Below are 20,813 nucleotides of genomic sequence, written 5' to 3'. Positions count from 1 at the left end.
GTCTCCGTGCCGCAGGCGTCGTCGCGTCCCTCGAACCACGTCCACTTTCACTCCGCCTGGCTCGCGTTTATGACTCCCAGTTGAGACGATAACGTATGTTCACTGCAGTCGCCAGCGCGGACACGCTCTCGAAGACGCTCGACCCCGTCGGCACCCTTGTCGACGAGTGTCGGATTCACCTCGACGCCGAGGGCTTGCGAATCTCGGCGATGGACCCCGCGACGGTCGGCGTGGTCGAACTCGCCCTCGACCGGGAGGCCTTCGAGTCCTACGAGGCCGACGGCGGTGTCGTCGGTGTCGACGTGGAGCGACTCGATAGCGTGGTCGGGATGGCGAACTCGGACGACCTTGTCCACCTCGAACTCGACGAGGAGACGCGACAACTCCGGATTCGAGTCGGCGGCTTGGAGTACACACTCGCGCTCGTCGACCCCGACGCGATTCGAGCGGAACCGGACCTCGACGCACTCGAACTGCCAGCCAGCGCCGTCGTGGAGGGACGGCAGTTCGACCAAGCGATACGAGCCGCCGAGATGGTCTCGACGCACGTCGCCGTCGGCGTCGACGAAAGTGGCGAAAATCTGTACGTGGACGCGGAGGGCGATGTGGATACGGTCCACTACGAACTGGACGACGACGACCTCGTAGACCTCGAAGTTGCCCCGGCGCACTCGCTGTTCTCACTCGACTATCTCGCCGATATGAATCGCGTCGTTCCCACGGACGCGGAACTGACGCTCGAACTCGGTGAGGAGTACCCGATGCGACTGAGTTACGTCTACGCCGACGGCAGTGGGGAGGTGCTGTACTTCCTCGCGCCGCGGATACAGAGTCGGTGAGTGTCTGCTTGTCCGATTAACCTTCTGTACCAAATCGCACATAGTGGGTCGGAGTATCGGTCGAAGCGATGGACGCGACAGCGAGCAGGCAGGCGAGATTCGTCGGGTTGTTCGTCGGCGACGAGCCGAGGCAAATGGGTCGGTGGCTCCTGATTACGCTTGGACTCTCGGCTCTCATCGTCGGAACCGTCGCCGTCACCGGACCGCGTTCGATACTGCTGACGATATCCCATCCCCTCTTCGTGATACCGGTTTCCCCGGCCGTAGGTTCGCTTCTGACGGTCGGCTGGATAACGATAGCCGCCGTTCCCGGTTACTACGGTGATGGCCTCGTCGCGAGTTGGTTACTCTTGTTCTGCTTACTCGTCTCCGGGCCGCTCGCAGACGAGGTGTTGTTCTTCTCTATGATGGAGGGCTCAAAGGTCTTTGTCACGGCTACTGCCGTCACCACCTCCGTCATCCTCGGCACCGTCGGCTACTTCGTCGGGAGTGCTGTCCGCGGACGCCGAACGCTCGACTGACCGCTACACCGACTCCGCCGCGTTCCGGTAGATGCGGTAACAGCGCTCCAGCACGTCGATGCCGACGCTCTCGGATTTCGTGTGGGCCTCGCCGGGTTCGGATGCACCGCAGACGACGCACGTTGTCCCGGCCTGCGCCAACCACCCGGCGTCCGTCGCGTGCGGCTTCGTCACTAACTCCGGTTCACCGTCCTGCGCATCTATCGCCGCCTGCAGAACGGTGTCGGCGAACGCCTCGTCGTCGCAGTTCATCGGCGGCAGGTCCTGGTCGACGGTCCACTCGACGCCCTCTATCTGCTCGACGCGCTCCAACTCGGCGCGGACGCCGGGGACGGTTCGCTCGTCGACGGTAATCTCGCACTCGTCGGGGATGACGTTCCACGCCGTTCCGCCGTCGATTCCGGTGACGGCGACGGTTCCGCGCAGGTTCTCGCCGAACACGTCGACTTCGGGGAACTCCAGTTCCCGGACGACGTCGATGGCGTCCGAGGCGCGGTAGATGGCGTTCTCGCCCGCCTCGGGTTCGCTGGCGTGCGCCGCCGACCCGCGGGCGACGATAGTGCTCGCGCGGCGGCCCTTGTGCGCGACCACCACGTCGGTGACGCCCGGTTTCGAGTAGTTCGTCGAGCCCTCGGCGACGATGGCGTAGTCGGGGGCGAACCCGTTTTCGATGGCCGTCCGCGCGCCAGTCCCGCCGATCTCCTCGCCGACGAAGCTCGCGAAGACGAGTTCGCAACTCGGGTCGGCGTCGCGGAACGCGAGCATCGACGCCGCCACCGCGCCCTTCATGTCCGCGGACCCGCGACCGTACAGGCGGCCGTCGCGCACGTCGACGACGTACTCCTCGCCGTCGAGTTGCGACGGTGCGGGCGGGACCACGTCGTGGTGGCCGACGAGCGCCAGCGAGGGCGCGTCGTCGACGCGCTTTCCGCTCTCGTCGCTCGGTCCCTTGCGGGCGATGACGTTGCCCGCGCTGTCGCGGGTTACGTTTCCGTCGGTGTGTTCGTGGAGCCAGTCCTCGATAGCGTCGCCCGCGGCGGCTTCGTCCTCGTGGCTCGGTATCGAGACGAGTTGCCGCGTCAGCGTCGTCACGTCGACCGCGTCGTCCACGTCGGCCGCGTCGTTCACGTCGTCCATGTCGTGCGGTAGCGGGTGACGATACAATAAGGGAGCGTGTGCCGGCAAAGCGACGCTCGCGCCCGGACGTTGTAAGAACCAGCATCGCCACTAACTGACTGCTCCCCGTTTCTCTCGACGCTATGAGCGACGACGACCACGGCGACGAGAACCACGGCGACGAGGAAGAGGTTCAAGGCGAGTACGGCGGCGAGAAAGATACCCAGTACGACGAGGACGACCAGAATCAGTACGGCGGCGACGACGACGACGTCAGCGCCGTCGAGCAGACCGAGATGCGGATGGGCGACCAGAGCGACGACGAGGAGGATTCGGACGACTCGGCGGCGGACGACGACGACGAAGACGGCGAAGCGTCGGGCGAGGAGTGGGTAGAGTCCGAACACGAGAACCCCGACGACGCAGAGGAACGCTGACGTGGCCGAATCACAGGGGTCGGGTCGCTTCGAGCGACGGAACGGGACCGCCGAGCGCCCGGCCCGAACCGGGACCGACGTCGAGGAGACGACGGACCGTCCGCTGCTCCGCGCGGGCGTCGTACTCGGATTCGGCCTCGGCGGCCTCGTCGACGTGCTCGTCTTCCACCTCGTGCTGCAGACGCACCACCTCATCTCCGGGTGGGTGCCGCCGACGACGCCGCAGGCGTTGCAGTTGAATCTCGTCGCCGACGGCCTGTTCTCGCTTCTGATGCTCGCTATCATGGCCGTCGGCTTCTGGATGCTGTGGAAGACGGCCGACAGACCCGACGTGCCGTGGTCCGCCGGGACGTACGCGGGCGCGGTCGTCGTCGGCACGGCGCTCTTCAACCTCTACGACGGCACTGTCGACCACTACATCCTGGAGATGCACCACGTCACGCAGGGACTCCAGCCGGACGCGTTCGACCTCCTGTGGCTGGTCGGAAGCGTCGTGCTGCTGATTGCGGGTCTTCTCGTCGTCCGCGCGGAGCGCCGAGAGGACGGGACGCCGCCGGCCGAGGGGATGTGAGCGAGTCGAGCTAGGGCGTTCGGCTCGCTTCGCGGTCGTCGCCACGCGAACGCAGAGTGGTCGCCGTATCGACGAGAACCGCGAGGACGGCTATCGTTGCGCCGAGAATCACGGTCAGTTCTCCGCGATACGCTCCCAAGTCGAGCAGTTGACGAGAGAGACCGAACGCGATGACGACGATGCCGAGTCTGTAGCCGTTCGCTTCGAGGGGACCCATCGACTACGTCTGTCCATCCCCGCGACGTCAAGCTACTGAAAAATCGAAGCAGTAGTGACGGAACCGCGCGACTACTCGCCGCTCGGACTGTTGTACATCTCGTCGATGACTTCTTCCAGGTCGGGCATCCCGCCGCCGGGTTGCTCCGCGCGGAACGAGAACTCTCCCTTCCCGTCGGGCGACTGCCCCTGCGTCCACCGCTGGTCGGGGTCCTCGCGCTGCTCGCGGAACGTGGACATGAACTCGTAGTTCACGTCCTGGTTCTCCTTCGCTTGGTCGAAACTGGCCGGCACCGGCACGTGGTCCTCCATCGTTTCCAGCGCCGCGTGCCACTGGTTCTGGTGCATCGTGTCGCGGGCGATGAGGTACGCGAGCATGTCCTTCATCCCCGGGTCGTCGGTCATCTCGTACAGTCGCGTCGCGAGCAGGCGACCCGTCGACTCCGCCATCACGTTCGCGTACATGTCGGCGGCGAGGTTGCCGGAGGCGACGACGTAGCCGCCCGAGAACGGCACGCCGTTGCTGTCGACGGGCATCGCGTGCAGGCCGGCGGAGAGCGCCTGCCGAGGCTGACCGCCGCTCATCATCGCGTCGATGACGGCGTCGTTCTCGCGGGCCTCCTCGCGCATGTGCTCGGGCGCTCCTTCGAGGTTCTTCGCCACCGCGGTGGCGAGCATCTCGATGTGTCCCAGCTCTTCGGCGGCCGTCTCCATCAGCAGCGTTCGGTACTCCTGTTTGTCGGCGGGGACGGCGAACGCCTGGAACATGTACTGCAGCGCGACGCGCATCTCGCCCTCCGCGCCGCCGATAGCCTGCTGGAGCATCTTCGCGAAGTACGGGTCCGGTTCCTCGACTTCGACTTCGTACTGGAGTTCGGGTTCGTGGTAGAACACACGATGTGAGCCACGAGCAGTGACAACAAAGTGAGGCTTGTACATGTGAGTAGCCTTCGGGGCGCGAGCAAACGCGGAGTCGTGTCGACGAGCGGACCGGAGTTGAAGGGTCGACGAGCGGACCGGAGTTGAAGGGTCGACGAGCAGACCGGGCGCGAAGGGCCGACGAGCAGACTGGGCGAGAGAAGTCGACGAGGGTGCGGCGACGGACGCGGACATCCGCCACTCAAACACTCTTATCACGCTCCCGGCCGGAGGGAGGGTATGAACATCGTCCCGGACACGAGCGCGGTCATCGACGGCCGCGTGTCCGAACGAGTAGAGAGCGGGGCGTACGACGGCGTGACCGTCCTCGTCCCCGAGGCGGTGGTCGGCGAACTGGAGTCGCAGGCCAACGCCGGCTACGACAGCGGGTGGGAGGGGCTCGAAGAGCTACAGCGACTCGCCGAGTACGTCGACGAGGGAGCCATCGAGGTGGAGTTCGTCGGTCGCCGCCCGTCGGTCGACGAACAGGACGCCGCCCACGAGGGCGACATCGACGCGCTCATCCGCGACCTCGCCGACGACCACGGCGCGACGCTGCTGACGAGCGACGTGGTGCAGGCCGAGGTTGGCCGCGCGAAGGGCATCGAAGTCGAGTACGTCGAACCGCGCATCCGCGGCGGCGAGAGCCTCGCCATCGAGGAGTTCTTCGACGACGAGACGATGAGCGTCCACCTGAAGGCGGGGACGAAGCCGAAGGCCAAACGCGGCGCGCTCAAGGAGATGCACTACGAGATAATCTCCGACGAGGTCTCCGACGAGGTCCAGATGAAGGAGTGGGCCGACGACATCGAACAGAGCGCCCGCTCCAGCAACCAGGGCTTCATCGAACTGTCGGAACCGGGCATGAAGATCGTCCAGTTCCGCAACTACCGCATCGCCGTCGCCCGCCCGCCGTTCTCGGACGGTATCGAGATTACGGCCGTTCGACCCATAGCCAAGACCAGCCTCGAAGATTACGAGTTCGTCGACGAACTGAAAGAGCGCCTGCTGGAACGCCAGCGCGGCGTCCTCATCTCCGGGTCGCCCGGCGCCGGGAAGTCGACGTTCGCGCAGGCCGTCGCGGAGTTCCTCAACGACAACGACTACGCGGTCAAGACGATGGAGAAACCGCGCGACCTGCAGGTCGGCCCCGAGATCACCCAGTACACCGCCCTCGGCGGGCAGATGGAGAAGACCGCCGACTCGCTTTTGCTCGTTCGCCCGGACTACACCATCTACGACGAAGTCCGGAAGTCGAACGACTTCTCGGTGTTCGCGGACATGCGGCTGGCGGGCGTCGGCATGGTCGGCGTCGTCCACGCGACGCGGGCCATCGACGCGCTTCAGCGACTCATCGGCCGGGTCGAACTCGGCATGATTCCGCAGGTTGTCGACACCGTCGTCTACATCGAAGCCGGCGAGGTCCACACCGTCTACGACGTGACGACGCAGGTGAAGGTCCCGGAGGGCCTCACCGCCGAGGACCTCGCGCGCCCCGTCATCCAGGTTCGGAACTTCGAGACGGGACGCCCCGAGTTCGAGATATACACGTTCAACCGTCAGGTCGTCACCGTCCCGCTGGGCGAAGACGGCGGCGGCCAGAGCGAGTCGGGCGTCGGTCGCATCGCCAAACAGGAGATAGAGCGCGAGATTCGCTCCATCGCCCGCGGTCACGTCGACGTGGAACTGAAAGGCCAGGACCGCGCGGCGGTGTACGTCGAGGAGGACGACATCTCCTACGTCATCGGAAAGGGCGGCGGCCGCATCACCGACATCGAGGAGCGACTCGGCATCGACATCGACGTGCGGACTCACGACGAGAACCCGAAGATGGGGTCGTCGTCGGGGTCAGCGGGGTCAGCGGGAAACGGTAGCGGCGGCGCGGGCGGTGCAGGCGGTCGGGTCGGCGAGCCCGAGGGGGAGGTCGTGACGCCCGAGATAACCTCCCGGCACATCGTCGTCCGGATGGACGGCCACGTCGGCGAGACGGTCGAAGTCCGCGCCGGCGGCGAGTACCTGTTCACGGCGACGGTCGGCCGCGGCGGCGACATTCAGGTCTCTCGCGGCAGCGCCATCGCCGACGAACTGGAGGACGCCATCGACCGGAAACAGCAGATTACTGTGGTACCCGCGTAGCGGGCACTACAACCCGCCGCTCGCTGGCGCTCGCGTCGGCGTCGGCGTCCCGGCGTAACCGACACGACGACCTCCTACTCGCGCGGTTCGTGAGAACACGAGAGCACGGTCGTTCCGGCAGACTCGGAGCGGCAGCGTCACGGTCGGCAGTCGCTGGAGATGAAAAGAAAATAGCGAAGAGAGAGATCGACGTTCAGCCCGAGACGTCGATTACTGCTCTGCGGTGCAGGCTTCCGACCCGCCGTCGACCGCCGCTTTCGGTTTCTCGGTGAGTTGGTAGAGATTCTGCCGCGCGTCCGCGAAGTAGACGTCCTCGTCGACGACGCCGATACCTTCGAGTCGTTCGAGCGCGTATCGGACCGTCCGCGCTGAGAGCATCGACTCCTGGACGATGCCTTTCTGCGTCAGAGGGCCGTTGTATTCGAGTACTTTGAAAACCAATTTTGCGCTTGGGGGGAGGTCGTCGAGACTCTCCTGTTCTGTTCCAGCCATCGTTACGAATCGAAACGGTGCACGAGCATAAAGGTTCATGGAATGGTACGCGTCAACTCGGTGCAACGAGGCGACGAAAATGCACGAAAATCAAATGCACATCGGACATACCACAGGTACGACAGCATGTTCCGCCTCGTGAAGTCGGTGCTACGGAGACTTCCACTCGCAGCGTTCTGTGCCGGGAGTTTCCTGCTGCTGACGACGACACAGCGGTACGGAGGGACGAATTTCTTCACAGGATGGGGTCTCGACGAGTTCGTCTGGGCGGCGCGGGCTGTCGGGTGGGTTCTCGCGCTCGGTGGTTTCGTCACGGTGTGGTTGTTCTACGATTGAACATCAGCGAGGCTACAGCGTCCGTGAGACTGCCTGCACCGACCATCCAGTCCCCACGTAGACGGAGTTCGAGCCGACTGTTGGTTTCGTAACCGTCGGCGCTCCGAGTTCGAATCGCCAGTGCTGCGTCCCGCTTTCGGCCGCCACCGCGTACAGAGAGTTGTACTGGTCGGCGACGTACACCACACCGTCTCGAACCGATGCCGAGCCCGTGATCTCACGTTGTGCGTCGAACCGCCACCGTCGACGTCCGTCGGTGTCGGCGAGGGCGTACAGGTGTCGGTCTGCAGTTCCGACGTAGAGTGTGTCACCAGCGACGGTGGGCGACGCGAACACCGGACTCTCGAGGTCGGTCTCCCACTGCCGCGTCCCGGTGGTTGCGTCCACGGCGGTGATCGCGCCGGACCGGTCGCCGAAGTAGAGCCGTCCGTTCGAGAGCGGGAAGTCGGTCCCACCGATGGCCGAAGTCACTCGGTATCGCCACGTTCGTGCTCGGCTTTCGAGGTCGAACGCGCTCACGACGCCATCGGTGTCGCCGACGTACGCCGTTGCCTCGTCGACAGTGAGAACGAGAGCGTTTCCCGACAGGGAGCCGACTGTGTCGAGTCGGTCACCGGTTGCTGCGTCGAGTCTGTACACTCCCGCGGTGTCTCGGTGTCCGCCGACGTAGACGGTACCGTCGACGACGACCGGCGGCGTCACGAGCGGGCGGTCAAGCGACGTTCGCCAGCGACGTTCGCCGCTCGCGGCATCGACTGCGTGGACGCCCCCCGAGTGATCCGTGAGATAGACGAGTCCGTCTGCCGTCGAGAGTCGCCGTGACCGTACCGGCTCGCCGAACTGATACCGCCACTCGACAGTTCCGCTGTCGGCCCGGAACGCGTACAGGACGCCGTCGTCACAGCCGGCGTAGAGCCGAGGCCCGTCGAGTGTCGGCGCTGTAAACGGGTCGCCGTCGGTCGTATAGCTCCACCGCTCTCGCCGTTCGAGCACGCCGGATAGGCAACCAGCGAGGCCACTAGCAGCCACGCTCACGCCGGCGGCGAGTAGTTCACGACGGGTAGTGTGCGGCATGTGGAGTGCTCAGTTGCGCAGGACGATGTGTGCACCCGAGGAAGCGGTGACCGTAGTACCCTCCAGTTCGTTTCGAACGCTCGCAACCGTATCCTCGTCGAGGAACGCTGTCGTCGACTGGTAGTAAGCAGTGTTGACGATACCAGCGAGGAGACGCTGGATTTTCTTGTGCATGACTGTGTGGCACGGGGAGAATATTTAAATTTTCGTTATAGTACGTTTTCCCAACACCTGTGTCACGCAGAGAGCACAGTACCCGCTGCCGACACCGAGAGCGAACGGCTTTTGACGCCGCATATCACATCTTCGGGTATGGCGACCGAAACAGCGACCGGTCTCTCCAGTCACATGCGGGGGGTGACCGTCACGACGCTCGCGTGTCTCGCGGGTATCGGGGCGGCCGTCGCCTCCGCGTTCGTGGTGGGGACGACCGTCGACGACGCCGTGAACTCGCTCTCGCTTGCCGTGTTCGTGGCGTTCGTCCTCGTGCAGTTCCCCCTGTTGCGCCTCGTCGGCGTCGACATGGACGGGTTCGGCGCGAAAGATTACCTCTACGTCGTGTTCATGACGTTCGCGCTCTGGTTCATCAGCTACACCGTCTTCCTGAGCACGGGTGTGACGTTCTAATGGCCGACGACAGCATCGCCGTGGTCGACCTCGACCGGTGTCAACCCGACCGCTGCAACTACGAGTGCGCGAACTACTGCCCGCCGAACCGCACGGGCAAGGAGTGTATCACCACTCGCGGCGAGGACACCGAAGAGGGCGACCCCGACCAGATTCGCATCTCCGAGGAGATCTGCCTCGGCGAAACCTGCGGCATCTGCGTCGAGAAGTGTCCGTTCGACGCTATCGAGATCATCAACCTGCCGCAGGAACTCACCGAGGACCCCACTCACCGCTACGGCGAGAACGCGTTCGCGCTGTACGGCCTCCCGGTGCCGGAGCCGGGGAAGGTGACGGGTATCCTCGGGCCGAACGGTATCGGTAAGTCCACCGCCGTTCGCATCCTCGCCGAGGAGATAACGCCGAACCTCGGCGACTACGGCGCGGAGCCCGACTGGGAGACGGTGCTCGACCGCTACCGCGGCACGGAGCTCCAGAACTACATCGAGCGCCTGATGGACGGCGACATCACCGTCGCCCGCAAGCCGCAGTACGTCGACCAGATTCCGAAGCAGTTCGACGGGAAGACCCGCGAACTGCTCGAACACACCGACGAGCGCGGCCAACTCGACTACCTCGTCGACGAACTCTCCATCGCCCCGGTGATGGACCAGTCCATCGACTCCATCTCCGGCGGCGAACTCCAGCGCGTCGCGCTGGCGGCGACGCTCGCGCGCGACGCCGACTTCTACTTCCTCGACGAGATTACGCCGTACCTCGACATCGGCCAGCGCGTCAAGGCCGCGCGCCTGATTCAGGAACTCGCCGAGGACGACGCCGACCGTTCGATGCTCGTCGTCGAACACGACCTGGCGATTCTCGACCTCCTGACCGATACGCTCCACATCGCCTACGGCGAGCCGAGCGCGTTCGGTGTCGTCACCCCGCCGAAATCGGTTCGCAACGGCATCAACGAGTACTTGAAGGGCTACCTCTCGAACGAGAACATGCGCATCCGGCCGAACGCCATCACGTTCGAGCAACACGCGCCCCGAGAGACGGCCAAGAGCGCGCCGCTGGTCGAGTACCCCGACCTGACCAAGTCGTACGGCGAGGGCGAGTTCTCGCTCGACGTCGAGGGCGGAACCATCCACCACGGCGAGGTGCTCGGCGTCGTCGGTCCCAACGGTATCGGGAAGTCGACGCTGGCGAAGATGTTCGCCGGACAGCTCGAGCCCGACGAGGGCGAACTCGACTTCCTGCTCGACATCGCCTACAAGCCGCAGTACATCGAGATCGACCAGCCGATGCGCGTCGACGTCTTCCTCTCCTCTATCACCGACGACTTCGGCTCGTCGTACTGGAACACCGAGGTCGCCCAACCGCTCCAACTCGAACGCATCATGGAGCAGAACCTCACCGACCTCTCCGGCGGCGAGCGCCAGCGCGTCGCCATCGCGGCCTGTCTGTCGAAAGACGCCGACCTCTACGTGCTCGACGAGCCGTCGGCGCACCTCGACGTCGAACAGCGCGTGCAGGCGACGACGGCCATCCGCCGCTACGCCGAGAACCACGACGCGACGGTGCTCGTCATCGACCACGACATCTACATGATGGACCTCTTGGCCGACCGCCTGATGGTGTTCGACGGCGAACCCGCCCAGCACGGTCACGCCTCGACGCCCCAGGAGATGCGCGCGGGGATGAACGACTTCCTCTCGGACCTCGAAATCACGTTCCGCCGCGACGAGCGGACGGGACGCCCGCGCATCAACAAGCCCGGCAGCCAGTTGGACCGCGAGCAGAAGAAGCAGGGCGAGTACTACTACGCGCCGTAACCGGTCGGCGCTCCCGTCCGACGGGGTGACCTTCGTCGTCGCCAACTGCGGGATTCGAGTGACATAGTTCTTCGCCAGACGGTTTATCGGGTTAGTCGTCGGACTTCGAACCCGAGATGATCGGTCGATGAGCGACGAGGGGAAGACGAACGAAGAGGGCGACTCGCTGAACGCCGTCCAACGGTGGCTGTATCTGACGGGAAGTCGGCGAATCATCACGCTCGTCGTCGTCCTCGGCGTGTTCGTCGTCGTACGCTTACTCACCGAGGCGGGCGTCCTCCACGTCGCCAGCGGTAGTTACCTCGCGACGCTGATGGGCAGCGGGACGTTCTCGGGGCTGTTGACGCTCGTGACCGTCGTCCTCTCCATCAACCAGCTCATCCTCTCGCGGGTGTTCGGGTCGCCGTCGGACCTCTCCGAGCAACTGGAGGGGAACCTCGAGTTCCGACGGAACGTCGAAGACGTCGTCGGCGCACCGAACAGCCCGAACGAGCCGGGACCGTTTCTGGCGTTCCTCGGCGACGCGCTCCAGCGGGAAGCGGGGAGTCTTCAGGAACGGCTGGACGGGGAGGACCGTGAACTCGCGGGGGAGGTCGAGAGCTACACCGCGGCACTCGTCGACTACGGCGAGCACCTCACGCACGGGCGGTCGGACAACAGCACCGTCGACGTGCTGCTTCTCTGCCTGGGAAGCGAGTACGCCGACCACCTGGACGCGACGCGGAAGCTGAAACGACAGCACCACGACAGGCTCTCCGAGGAGGCGTCGGAGCAGTTCGACGACCTGCTCGAACTGCTGAAGGGCGTCGCCACCGTCAGGCAGTTCTTCAAGACGCTCGCCATCCAACAGGACCTCGCGCGGCTCTCGCGGCGGCTCATCTACCTCGGACTTGGCGCGCTCTTGGTCGTCTACTGCTTCACGCAGGTGTACAAGAGCCCGTCGTCGATGTCGCCGACGCTCACCGCGTCGACGCTGCGGTGGGTGTCGAGCGTCGTCGCCGCCGTCGTCTTCGCGCCGGTGGCGCTTCTGATGTCGTACCTGCTCCGCGTCGCCACCCTCACGCTGTACACCGTCTCCGTCGGGTCGTTCGTCCCCCCGGAGGAGCGGTTGGAGAGCCCGTAGGCGAACGGAGTTGTCGGCCGCGCCCGCAGTCGTTTTTTGACGGGCGGTCGACATCTCTTTTGACCGGCGGTCGGCATCCCTTTTGACCGACGGTCGACGCCCCTCGACCGCCGACCGACGGTTCCGCGTGACGACCGCCCCCGTGCGAGAGAGTAGCAAAGATATTGGTCGAGCGCGTCGACCCCACCACCGATGTCGCTTCGTCTCACGAGTCCGGCGTTCGACGACGGAGAGCCGATACCGGAGCGCTACGGCCGCGAGCGGGAGAACGTCAACCCGCCGCTCGCCGTCGGGGGAGTCCCGGCGGACGCGAAGTCGCTGGTGCTCGTCGTCGACGACCCCGACGCGGAGGCCGTCGCCGGAAAGGTGTGGAACCACTGGCTCGTCTGGAACGTCGACCCGGACGTATCGGAGATACCCGAATCGTGGTCGCCGGGGCAGAACGGCGCGATAGAAGGGAAAAACGACTACGGCGAACTCGGCTACGGCGGGCCGAACCCGCCGGACCGTCGCCACCGCTACCGGTTTCGGCTGTGGGCGCTCGACCGGGAACTCGCGCTCGTCGCGGGCGCGACGCGGCGGGAACTCGACGCGGCGATGCAGGGACACGTGCTCGCGGAAGCGTCGCTTTCGGGGACATACGACCCGAGTTGAGGCGGGGGTGCCGACCCCCCAACAATCGTCGTTAGCCGAACGTCCGGCTACACGTCCCGCAGAGGTTCTCTTCTTTCACGTCGACCTCTCGGACCGTCGGGGAGAAACTCATCACGCATTTCGAGTTGTCGCAGTGCTCGAGACCGAACGTGTGGCCGATCTCGTGGACGACCTCCTTTCTGACGCGGTCTGCGAACACTTCCGCGGTGGGTTTCGTCGAGATGCCGCCGTCCGAGGACGTCTGGAGACGGTACGTGGAGATAACCGACCCGTTGCCGTTGAGATACGCCAGCCCGAAGACGTAGTTTCGGCGTCGGTAGTAGAGATCCATCGGAGTGACGCCGATGTTCTTCTCGCCGTCGCCCACACGGCTCGCCAGTTCGATGAACTGCTCCGCTCGGTACTGGTTGCGGTTGCGGTCGTACGCGCCCTCGGGGATACCCTGCTCGTCGTGGACCGTCACGTCACAGCTGTAAACCGACCGCAGTGCGGCGGAGGCCTCGCGCTTGACTTGCGCGGGCACGTCCCCGATAGGCACGATGTCGACAAGCATGCAAGCGGTTAAGGTGGGCCTTGTCATAAACTTCCCGACGTGAAACATCGGAGAGAAGCGGCGCTCGTCGGCCGTCTGTCGCGGTACGACTCGCTCTGCGAGGTCGGTGTCGGCCGGCGACCCGACGTCGCCGGGGCGCTCGTCGACGCCGGATGCGCCGTGGCGGCGACGGACGTCCGGGAGTTTCCGGTCCCCGAAGGAGTCGAGTTCGTCCGCGACGACCTCGTCGACGCCAGCGAAGCGGCGACGCCCGGCGAGCACTACCACGTGGACGCGCTGTACGCGCTGAACCTGCCGCCGGAACTACATCGGCCACTCCGGGACGTCGCTCGGGCGGTCGACGCCGACGGCCTGTTTACGACGCTCGGGTTCGACGAACCGGCGGTCCCGGTTCGGCGCGAGCAACTCGACGGAGAGACGCTGTACGTCGTCGACGCCGACGCGCGCACGAGCGGCGGTTCGGCTCCGAGTGGGCACGGATAACGGCTGTGCCGGTTCAGCGCGGACGACGGCTGTGGGGCCACGGGCGCGCTCGACCGCAGAAATCCGGCGAATTCGGGGGTTATCCGGAACGCATTTCCTATCTCCGGTTCGCACGCAAGGTATGCAGACCGACGCGGTCGTTCTCGATGTAGATGGCGTTCTCGTCGACGTCGCCGACTCCTATCGCCGCGCCGTCGTCGAGTCCGTCGACCGAGTGTACGGACGGACGGTTCCGGTGGAGGAGCTCCAGGCGTTCAAGGACGCGGGGGGGTTCAACAACGACTGGGAGTTGACGTACGCCGTCGCGCTGTACGTGCTCGCTCAGCGGGAGGGACTGAAGATGCCGACCGAAGAGTTCGCGGCGCACATCGCCGACCACGGCGGCGGCCTCGACGCCGCGCAGTCGGTCGTCGCCGACATGCCGAGCATCTCGCAGGCGCGGGTCCGCGACAAGTGGAAAACCGACCATCTCCGCGACGTGTTTCAGGCGCTGTACCTCGGCAGCGACCTCTACCGGGAGTTCGAGGACGACGAACCGCCGTTCGAGACCGAGGGCTACATCCACGACGAACCGGTCATCCTCACCGAGGAGACGGTCACAAACCTCACGAGTCGGTTCGACGTCGGCGTGCTAACCGGTAGACCGAGCGCCGAAGCCGATATCGCACTCGACAGAGTCGGCCTCGACGTGGCCGACGAGCACCGCTTCACGATGGACGACTGGGAGGAGGGCAAACCCCACCCGAAGGCGCTCGTGACGCTCGCCGAACGGTTCGAGGCGGAGACGGTGACGTTCGTCGGCGACACCCTCGACGACGTGCGGACGGCGGTGAACGCCGCCGAAGCCGACGCGAGTCGGACGTACCGCGGCGTCGGCGTGCTGACCGGCGGCCTCACCGGCGAAGAGGGACGACGGAAGTACGAATCGGCGGGCGCAGCGGCCGTCGTCGACAGCGTGAACGACCTGCCCGCGCTGTTGGAGTGACCTGATGGCTCGACGACGTTTCTGGGCGTTCCTGCTCACCATGTTGGCGCTGGACGCCGTGATGCTCGTCGCGATCCCGTTCGTGGTGCCGCCGGACCCGACGGCGCGACTGATGGTGTTCGCCGCCGTGTTGGCGACGATTCCGGCGCTCGCGTTCTGGTTGGCCTACCGCGGCGGGTTCGAGCGCCTCGGCGTCTGGTCGCCGGAAGTGGAGTCGGAAGATTCGGCCGACGGCGAGTGAGTTCGACACGGCGACCGAACCCGACGACTCCCGACAGTTCTCACCGCTCGCGCAACGTTTAGGGGACGGCCCGCCTCACATCCACCATGCGAATCGCGTTACTCGGCGGAACCGGCGACATCGGCGAGGGACTGGCGCTGCGGTGGGCGTACGACACCCCCCACGAGGTGCTCATCGGCTCTCGCGACCCCGACCGGGCGCGGCAGAAAGCCGAGGAGTACGAGACGGAACTCGACAGTCGCGGCGTCGACGTGAAGATAAACGGCTTCGACAACGAGATGGCCGCCGACAGGGCGGACGTCGTCGTGCTCGCCGTTCCGCCGTACCACGTCGCCGACACCGTCGAAGCGGTCGCGCCGAAACTCGACGACACGGACGTGCTCGTCAGTCCGGCGACGGGGATGAAGCGCGACGACGACGGCTTTCACTACCACCCGCCGAGCGCCGGGAGCGTGACGCAGTTGGTCGCCGACAGCGCGCCCGACGACGTACCCGTCGTGGGCGCGTTCCACAATCTCGCCGCGGGGCGACTCGCCGACCTGGACGCCGACCTCGACATCGACGTGTTGCTCGTCGGCGACGACCCCGACGCCAAGGAGACGGTTCGGATGCTCGCGGAGGCGATAGCGGGTCTGCGCGCGCTCGACGCGGGCGGCATCGCCAACGCGGCGGAGGTCGAGAGCGTGACGCCGCTGCTGGTGAACGTGGCGGCGAACAACGACGGGATGCACGACCTGGGCGTTCGGTTCGAGTGAGCGCGGCCGCCCGGGCCCGTCGGTGCGTTTGCAGTCGCTGAGAATCGTTCTCAACGGGTGAGAAACTGCCGAGAGGAGCGAGTAGCGGCGCTTAGACGCCGGTGGAGTACCGAAGGATGCCCGCGATGCCACCGAAGGCGTCGTACAGTTGCTCGCCTTTCTCGAAGTCGGTGCTGATGAACTTCGTCTCCGTACCGCGCTGGTCGGCGATCGCCATCAGGTGTTCGATGACGTCCTCGCGCTCGACGACCTCGGCCTCGCCGCCCTCGACGCACTCGTGTTCCGGCGTCGAGTGGCGGGCGTCGACGACCTCGTACTCCTCGGTCCCGTCGCAGTCGTAGACGACGACGTCTCTGCGGAGGTCCTCGCTGATGAGCAGGCGGTCGACCGAGCCCATGACGAGGTTCTTTCTGGTCGCCTCGAACCCGTAGGTGGCGAGGTCGCCGGCGTGGAGGCTCTCGAAGAACTCCTCCATCTCGGCTTTGTCCTTCATCACCTCCTGGTCGGCCAGCACCTCCTGTGCGGCGTCGACCAGGTCGTAGAGCCCCGACTCGTCGGTGTAGGAGACGTCGAACTTCCCGACGACCTTGTCCTGAATCTCGTGGTGGAGGTAGTCGCCGTCGAGGAACTCGTCCTTCGTCGGCGACGGACCGCCGACGAGGATGCCGTCGATGTCGTGGCGCTTGGCGACGAACAGGTCGTTGGCCATCTCGGCGACCTCCTGGTAGAAGTTGTCGATGGCTTCGAGGCGGAGGCGGGCGAAACGCTGGGCGGACTGGCCACCTTTGCGCTGCTTGCCCGGCACGAGCGAGGAGGCGGATTTGACCGGTTCGACGCGCTTGCCCTTCAGCCAACCGACGTTGGCCTCGCGGCGGTCGAGGACGATGAGGCCGAACAGCCCCTTGTCCGAGAGCATCTGCTCCAGCGGTTCGGTCAAGAACGCCGAGTCGCAGTGGTAGCGGAACGACTGGACCGGTTCCGGCGGGCTCTCCAGCGTCTTGGTGACCATCGTCGTCTGGCCGCCGCCGGAGTTGATAGCGCCCGAGAAGATGACGATACCGTTGTCCGGCGGGAACGTGTCGAAGTAGCGCAGGCGGTCTTTGATGCTCGTGAGCGCGTCCTGAACGTTCGTCCGCGTCTGCTTGGACTTGATGTTGGCCGCCTCGCTGTGTTCCTGGACGACGTGGTCGACCACGTCCGAAATCTGCTTGTCGGGAGGGATGTAGATGGTGACGAGCTGGGTTCCGGAGCCTTCGTACTCCGACAACTCCTCTATGACCTTCCGGAACTCGTACTTCCGGCGGTCGTCGCTCGGCCCCTCGGCGTCAGCACTCATTACCTCTACTAGTCCGGGCGGGCGGTAAGTATGCTTTGACTGGCGGGCCGCCGGACTGCGAGCGCCTCTGACGGCCGTCGTCGGTCCGACGACGGTCGGGGGCTACATTTATATCCCCGACACGGGAGGATGTGTACAACTCAACTATGGCTTGGATATACGCGGTCGCGAGTGCGAAAGGCGGCGTCGGAAAAACGACGACGACGGCGAATCTGGGCGCGGCGTTGGCGGCGGCCGGCCACGACGTCGCCGTCGTCGACGCGGACCTCGCCATGCCGAACCTCGCTGCCGCACTCGGCGTCGACGTCTCGGACGCGACAGTGCACGACGTGCTCGCGGGACGGGCGTCCGTCGACGACGCGACGTATAGCTCGGACGCCGGCGTCGACGTCGTCCCCGGCGACGGCAGTTTAGACGCGTTCGCCGCCGCGGAGCCGACCGAGCTACGCGCCGTGTTCTCGGCGCTCGAACCGTACGATTTCGTGCTCGTCGACACCGGCAGCGGCCTGAGTCACGACGCCGTCCTCCCCCTGGGTCTGGCCGACGCCGTCTTTCTCGTCTGCAACACCGAACGCGACGCCCTCGGCGACACCGACAAGACCCGCGAGGTGACCGAGCGACTCGGCGGCACCGTCGCGGGCGTCGTCCTGACGCGCGTCGACCCCGAGAACCCGAACGCCGAGGAGGTCGCCGAGCGCCTCGACGCGGCGGTCGTCGAGGCGGTGCCGGCCGACGACGCGGTCGCCGAATCGGTGGCCGCGTCGGTGCCGGTGTCGACGCACGCCCCCGACAGCCCCGCCGCCGTAGCCTACGCGACGCTCGCCGAAGCCGTCGCGGCGTACGACCCGGACGCCGAGGTCGACGACGGAGTCGAGGTGCGGACCGACGAGATCGACGAATCCAGCGAAACCGGTTCAGTGGTCACCGGATCGGAGGCTACCGAATCGGGGGACACCGAATCGAAGACTGCCGAATCGACGAACACCGAACCGGACGAGGGTGAGAGCGCCGACGCTGCGGACGGAACGCTGTCTATCGCCAGCGCGGAGGCGAAACTCGGCGTCGACGAGGGCGAGTCCGGCGAGGTCGGACGGGGAGCGACGGAGGAAGCGGCCGAAGACGACACCGCCGAGTCCAACGTCGAGCCCCTCGCCGACGCCATCGCCGAAGCAGAGGAGCCGACCGATACGGCCGAGGGCTCCGAGAGCGACCGACCGAACGCTGCGGGTGGGTCCGAGGAGGAGGAGGAGGAAGACGGCGTGTACGACACCGCGCTCGTTGAGGAGGCCGAAAACGCCGAGAGCGAGTCCGGCGGTTCCGGCGACGAACAGCCCCGAGACGACGCCGAGACGACGCAAGCGAACGGGAACGAGGAGGACGAGGAGGCCGACACCGAACAGAAGGGGTTCCTCGGTCGACTCCTGCGGTGAAAACGGGAAGTTCTTTTAGGGAACCCGCCACAGCAACGGTATGGCCGAAGACGAAACCGTCCCCTTCTGGTGGGTCGTGTTGTTTCTCGTGCTCGCACTCGGTGCGGGCGTGATAGCCGTCACATCCGTCGGCGGTAGTCTCGTTAGCTCGCCGGGTCTCGCACTCCCGCTTCTCTTCTGACCCGCCGCCTCACATCGAGGTCGGCGCTTCGACGCCGAGCGCGTCGAGCGCGTTGGCGACCGCGTGGCGAGCGCCCGCGACGAGCGCGAGGCGCGCCTCCCTGCGGTCGCCCTCGGCGGTGAGCACCGGACACTCGCGGTAGAAGGCGTTGAACGTCTCCGCGAGTTCTCGGGTGTACGTGGCGACGACGTGCGGTTCGAGGTCCTCGGCGGCTTCCTCGATGACCGCCGGGAACCGGGCGAGCGTCCGGACGAGGTCGCGCTCCTCGGGCGCGTCGAGGAGGTCCGCGTCGACGGCGGCGAGGGTCAGCGACTCGCCCCCGGCGACGTCGACGCCGGCCTCGGCGAGGATGCCGCAGCAGCGCGCGTGGATGTACTGGACGTAGGGCGCGGACTGAGCCTCGAAGTCGAGCGCGCGGTCCCACTCGAACGTGATGGCCTTCGTCGGCTGTTTCGAGACGATGTCGTAGCGGACGGCCCCGATACCGACCTGGCGAGCGATGCGCTCGATGTCCTTCTCCGAGAGGTCGTCGTCGCGGATGCGCGAGTCGAGGCGGGACTCGACCTCCTCGCGGGCGCGGGCGATGGACTCGTCGAGCAGGTCGTCGAGGTCGACACCGGTCCCCTGTCGGGTGCTCATCTTCCCCTCCGGGAGGTTGACGTAGGAGTAGATGGCGTGGCGAAGCTGGGAGGTGTCGTTGCCGAGCAGTTCGAGCGCCGCGCCCAGCTGTTCGGCCTGCAGTTTGTGGTCTTCGCCGAGGACGGTCACGGCCTCGTCGTAGTTCGCGAACTTCCACTCGTGGTGGGCGAGGTCGCGCGTCGTGTACAGCGTCGTCCCGTCGGAGCGGAGAAACACCATCTTCTTCTCGATGTCCCAGTCGGTGAGGTCGAGTTGCCACGCGTCCTCTTCGTAGACGGAGTGGTCGGACTCCTTCAGGCGCTCGACCACGTCGTCGGCGGAGCCGTCGCGCATGAACCGCGACTCCTTGACGAACTCGTCGAACACCGCCGGCAGACGGGCGAGCGACTGACGCATCCCGCCGAGCACCTGGTCGACGACGACTTCGACGCGCTCGTACGTCTCCTCGTCGCCCTCCTCCAACCCTCGCATGATGGCTTCGATCTCGGCCTCGGCCGCTTCCACTTCGTCGGCGTCGCCCGCTTCGAGGAACTGGTTGCCTTTGCGGTAGTAGCGCACGAGGTCGTAGTCTGCGCGGTCGCGCTCGGGTTCCGGGAGGTCGGCCTCGTCGAACGTCTCGTAGGCCCACGTGAAGACGGCGACCTGTCGACCCGCGTCGTTGACGTAGTAGTGGCGTTCGACGTCGTTGCCGGCGTAGTCGAGGACGCGCGCGACGGCGTCGCCGAGAATCGGGTTGCGCGCGCGGCCGACGTGGACCGGGCCCGTCGGGTTGGCGCTCGTGTGTTCGACGACGACGGACTTCCCGGTGTCGGGGAGGCGACCGAACTCCTCGTCGGTCGCCGCGGCGTCGAGGGTGTCGGCGAGGTAGGCGTCGGTCGCGGCGAAATTGACGTACGGGCCCTGCGTCGTCGCGTCGGCGACGTACTCGTACTCGCCGACGTCGAGTTCGTCGACGAGTCGGGCGGCGACCTGCGGCGGGGCCGCGCCGAGTTCGCCGGCGAGGCGGAACGCGACGCTGGAGGCGAGCACGGCGTCGACGTCTTCGGGCGGTTCTTCGACGCCGAGGTCGTCGGTCGGCGCGTCGAGCGAAGACAGCGCGTCGGTCAGCGCCGACTCGACCTGACTGCGAAACTCTCTGAACATGCCCGTTGGTTTTCGAGGGTCGGATAAATGTATTTCCGAACAACCGGCCGACCGAGGCGGTCACACGGTAGCCGGTAACGTATCGTCGCGACCGATGAACTTAGATGTGAGAACGACATTACGTTCGGTAGGCACTGCCTTTCGGCGGTAGTCGTCGCATAACACATCTGAGACGCATCTCAGTTTCGTC

General features: G+C 65.9%; 25 protein-coding genes. 16 read left to right on the top strand and 9 right to left on the bottom strand.

The features are described 5' to 3' along the window. The first annotated feature begins 95 nt into the window (after positions 1 to 95). Together FCF25_RS08620 and FCF25_RS08615 are read left to right on the top strand one after the other, a co-directional pair. Entirely contained in the window at positions 96 to 839 is a 744-nt protein-coding gene (locus FCF25_RS08620) for a DNA polymerase sliding clamp (RefSeq protein WP_117593027.1), read from the top strand. A gap of 68 nt (positions 840 to 907) precedes the next feature. Then, on the top strand, positions 908 to 1,360 hold the full coding sequence (locus tag FCF25_RS08615) for a hypothetical protein (protein WP_137048202.1): 453 nt from the start codon (positions 908 to 910) through the stop codon (positions 1,358 to 1,360). Positions 1,361 to 1,363: 3 nt separating this feature from the next. On the opposite strand, the gene FCF25_RS08610 is transcribed toward FCF25_RS08615, so the two are convergent. Continuing rightward, positions 1,364 to 2,497 (bottom strand): M20 family metallopeptidase, encoded by a 1,134-nt coding sequence (locus FCF25_RS08610; RefSeq protein ID WP_137048200.1) that lies wholly within the window; start codon positions 2,495 to 2,497, stop codon positions 1,364 to 1,366. A gap of 122 nt (positions 2,498 to 2,619) precedes the next feature. Here FCF25_RS08610 and FCF25_RS08605 point away from each other — a divergent pair, with 122 nt between their 5' ends. Next, entirely contained in the window at positions 2,620 to 2,913 is a 294-nt protein-coding gene (locus tag FCF25_RS08605) for a hypothetical protein (RefSeq protein WP_137048198.1), read from the top strand. A 1-nt stretch (position 2,914) separates the two neighbouring features. Then, positions 2,915 to 3,484 carry a DUF2243 domain-containing protein gene (locus tag FCF25_RS08600; protein ID WP_117593042.1) on the top strand — a complete coding sequence of 190 codons (570 nt, stop codon included), beginning with the start codon at positions 2,915 to 2,917 and terminating at the stop codon, positions 3,482 to 3,484. A 10-nt stretch (positions 3,485 to 3,494) separates the two neighbouring features. Here the strand turns inward: FCF25_RS08600 and FCF25_RS08595 are convergent, their stop codons facing one another. Together FCF25_RS08595 and FCF25_RS08590 are read right to left on the bottom strand one after the other, a co-directional pair. Continuing rightward, positions 3,495 to 3,701 (bottom strand): hypothetical protein, encoded by a 207-nt coding sequence (locus FCF25_RS08595; protein ID WP_117593046.1) that lies wholly within the window; start codon positions 3,699 to 3,701, stop codon positions 3,495 to 3,497. A 71-nt stretch (positions 3,702 to 3,772) separates the two neighbouring features. Then, entirely contained in the window at positions 3,773 to 4,594 is an 822-nt protein-coding gene (locus FCF25_RS08590; protein ID WP_117593050.1) for a manganese catalase family protein, read from the bottom strand. Positions 4,595 to 4,858: 264 nt separating this feature from the next. On the opposite strand from FCF25_RS08590, the gene FCF25_RS08585 reads away from it, so the two are divergent. Beyond that, on the top strand, positions 4,859 to 6,754 hold the full coding sequence (locus FCF25_RS08585; RefSeq protein WP_137048196.1) for a PINc/VapC family ATPase: 1,896 nt from the start codon (positions 4,859 to 4,861) through the stop codon (positions 6,752 to 6,754). Between the two features lie 210 nt (positions 6,755 to 6,964). On the opposite strand, the gene FCF25_RS08580 is transcribed toward FCF25_RS08585, so the two are convergent. Further along, positions 6,965 to 7,246, bottom strand: a complete 282-nt coding sequence (locus FCF25_RS08580; protein WP_058580594.1) for a helix-turn-helix domain-containing protein — start codon at positions 7,244 to 7,246, stop codon at positions 6,965 to 6,967. Positions 7,247 to 7,372: 126 nt separating this feature from the next. On the opposite strand from FCF25_RS08580, the gene FCF25_RS08575 reads away from it, so the two are divergent. Continuing rightward, positions 7,373 to 7,582, top strand: coding sequence for a hypothetical protein (locus tag FCF25_RS08575; RefSeq protein WP_117593056.1), 210 nt, complete (start codon positions 7,373 to 7,375; stop codon positions 7,580 to 7,582). 12 nt (positions 7,583 to 7,594) lie between these two features. Here FCF25_RS08575 and FCF25_RS08570 read toward each other — a convergent pair whose 3' ends face one another. After that, a complete protein-coding gene (locus FCF25_RS08570; RefSeq protein WP_137048194.1) occupies positions 7,595 to 8,656 on the bottom strand; it encodes a PQQ-binding-like beta-propeller repeat protein in 1,062 nt (353 codons plus the stop codon). A gap of 9 nt (positions 8,657 to 8,665) precedes the next feature. Beyond that, complete coding sequence (locus tag FCF25_RS15595; RefSeq protein WP_157972676.1) at positions 8,666 to 8,830, bottom strand: hypothetical protein; 165 nt, start codon at positions 8,828 to 8,830, stop codon at positions 8,666 to 8,668. A gap of 138 nt (positions 8,831 to 8,968) precedes the next feature. On the opposite strand from FCF25_RS15595, the gene FCF25_RS08565 reads away from it, so the two are divergent. From FCF25_RS08565 to FCF25_RS08550, 4 genes are all read left to right on the top strand, one after another. Further along, a complete protein-coding gene (locus FCF25_RS08565) occupies positions 8,969 to 9,283 on the top strand; it encodes a hypothetical protein (RefSeq protein WP_117593065.1) in 315 nt (104 codons plus the stop codon). Then, positions 9,283 to 11,100 carry a ribosome biogenesis/translation initiation ATPase RLI gene (locus FCF25_RS08560; RefSeq protein WP_117593068.1) on the top strand — a complete coding sequence of 606 codons (1,818 nt, stop codon included), beginning with the start codon at positions 9,283 to 9,285 and terminating at the stop codon, positions 11,098 to 11,100. The genes FCF25_RS08565 and FCF25_RS08560 overlap by 1 nt, the downstream gene beginning before the upstream one ends. Positions 11,101 to 11,227: 127 nt before the next feature. After that, positions 11,228 to 12,223 carry a hypothetical protein gene (locus FCF25_RS08555; protein WP_137048192.1) on the top strand — a complete coding sequence of 332 codons (996 nt, stop codon included), beginning with the start codon at positions 11,228 to 11,230 and terminating at the stop codon, positions 12,221 to 12,223. A 192-nt stretch (positions 12,224 to 12,415) separates the two neighbouring features. Next, positions 12,416 to 12,877: a YbhB/YbcL family Raf kinase inhibitor-like protein gene (locus FCF25_RS08550; protein WP_137048191.1), complete on the top strand. Its 462-nt coding sequence runs from the start codon at positions 12,416 to 12,418 to the stop codon at positions 12,875 to 12,877. 31 nt (positions 12,878 to 12,908) lie between these two features. Here the strand turns inward: FCF25_RS08550 and FCF25_RS08545 are convergent, their stop codons facing one another. Continuing rightward, positions 12,909 to 13,430 (bottom strand): archaemetzincin family Zn-dependent metalloprotease, encoded by a 522-nt coding sequence (locus FCF25_RS08545; protein WP_117593078.1) that lies wholly within the window; start codon positions 13,428 to 13,430, stop codon positions 12,909 to 12,911. 39 nt (positions 13,431 to 13,469) lie between these two features. On the opposite strand from FCF25_RS08545, the gene FCF25_RS08540 reads away from it, so the two are divergent. The 4 genes from FCF25_RS08540 (at position 13,470) to npdG (ending at position 15,894) form a co-directional block, all read left to right on the top strand. Continuing rightward, the gene (locus FCF25_RS08540; protein ID WP_137048190.1) at positions 13,470 to 13,913 is read left to right on the top strand and encodes a UPF0146 family protein; all 444 of its coding nucleotides are present in this window, start codon (positions 13,470 to 13,472) and stop codon (positions 13,911 to 13,913) included. Positions 13,914 to 14,034: 121 nt separating this feature from the next. Then, positions 14,035 to 14,898, top strand: a complete 864-nt coding sequence (locus FCF25_RS08535; RefSeq protein WP_137048188.1) for a TIGR01548 family HAD-type hydrolase — start codon at positions 14,035 to 14,037, stop codon at positions 14,896 to 14,898. Between the two features lie 4 nt (positions 14,899 to 14,902). Beyond that, positions 14,903 to 15,139 carry a hypothetical protein gene (locus FCF25_RS08530; RefSeq protein ID WP_137048187.1) on the top strand — a complete coding sequence of 79 codons (237 nt, stop codon included), beginning with the start codon at positions 14,903 to 14,905 and terminating at the stop codon, positions 15,137 to 15,139. A gap of 86 nt (positions 15,140 to 15,225) precedes the next feature. Continuing rightward, positions 15,226 to 15,894 (top strand): NADPH-dependent F420 reductase, encoded by a 669-nt coding sequence (gene npdG / locus FCF25_RS08525; protein WP_137048186.1) that lies wholly within the window; start codon positions 15,226 to 15,228, stop codon positions 15,892 to 15,894. Positions 15,895 to 15,985: 91 nt separating this feature from the next. On the opposite strand, the gene prf1 is transcribed toward npdG, so the two are convergent. Beyond that, positions 15,986 to 17,230 (bottom strand): peptide chain release factor aRF-1, encoded by a 1,245-nt coding sequence (gene prf1, locus FCF25_RS08520; protein WP_117593096.1) that lies wholly within the window; start codon positions 17,228 to 17,230, stop codon positions 15,986 to 15,988. 131 nt (positions 17,231 to 17,361) lie between these two features. Here prf1 and FCF25_RS08515 point away from each other — a divergent pair, with 131 nt between their 5' ends. Together FCF25_RS08515 and FCF25_RS15590 are read left to right on the top strand one after the other, a co-directional pair. Further along, on the top strand, positions 17,362 to 18,660 hold the full coding sequence (locus FCF25_RS08515) for an AAA family ATPase (protein ID WP_254425850.1): 1,299 nt from the start codon (positions 17,362 to 17,364) through the stop codon (positions 18,658 to 18,660). A gap of 40 nt (positions 18,661 to 18,700) precedes the next feature. Next, positions 18,701 to 18,841: a hypothetical protein gene (locus FCF25_RS15590; protein WP_168191224.1), complete on the top strand. Its 141-nt coding sequence runs from the start codon at positions 18,701 to 18,703 to the stop codon at positions 18,839 to 18,841. A gap of 9 nt (positions 18,842 to 18,850) precedes the next feature. Here FCF25_RS15590 and argS read toward each other — a convergent pair whose 3' ends face one another. Beyond that, positions 18,851 to 20,623 carry an arginine--tRNA ligase gene (argS, locus tag FCF25_RS08510; protein WP_117593105.1) on the bottom strand — a complete coding sequence of 591 codons (1,773 nt, stop codon included), beginning with the start codon at positions 20,621 to 20,623 and terminating at the stop codon, positions 18,851 to 18,853. Positions 20,624 to 20,813 lie beyond the last annotated feature (190 nt).

It is taken from the genome of Haloprofundus sp. MHR1 (genome assembly GCF_005155585.1).
GTDB classification, from domain to species: Archaea; Halobacteriota; Halobacteria; order Halobacteriales; family Haloferacaceae; genus Haloprofundus; species Haloprofundus halophilus.
The sequence above is the reverse complement of the archived record's forward strand: the minus strand, read 5'-3'. Positions and strand labels throughout refer to the sequence as shown.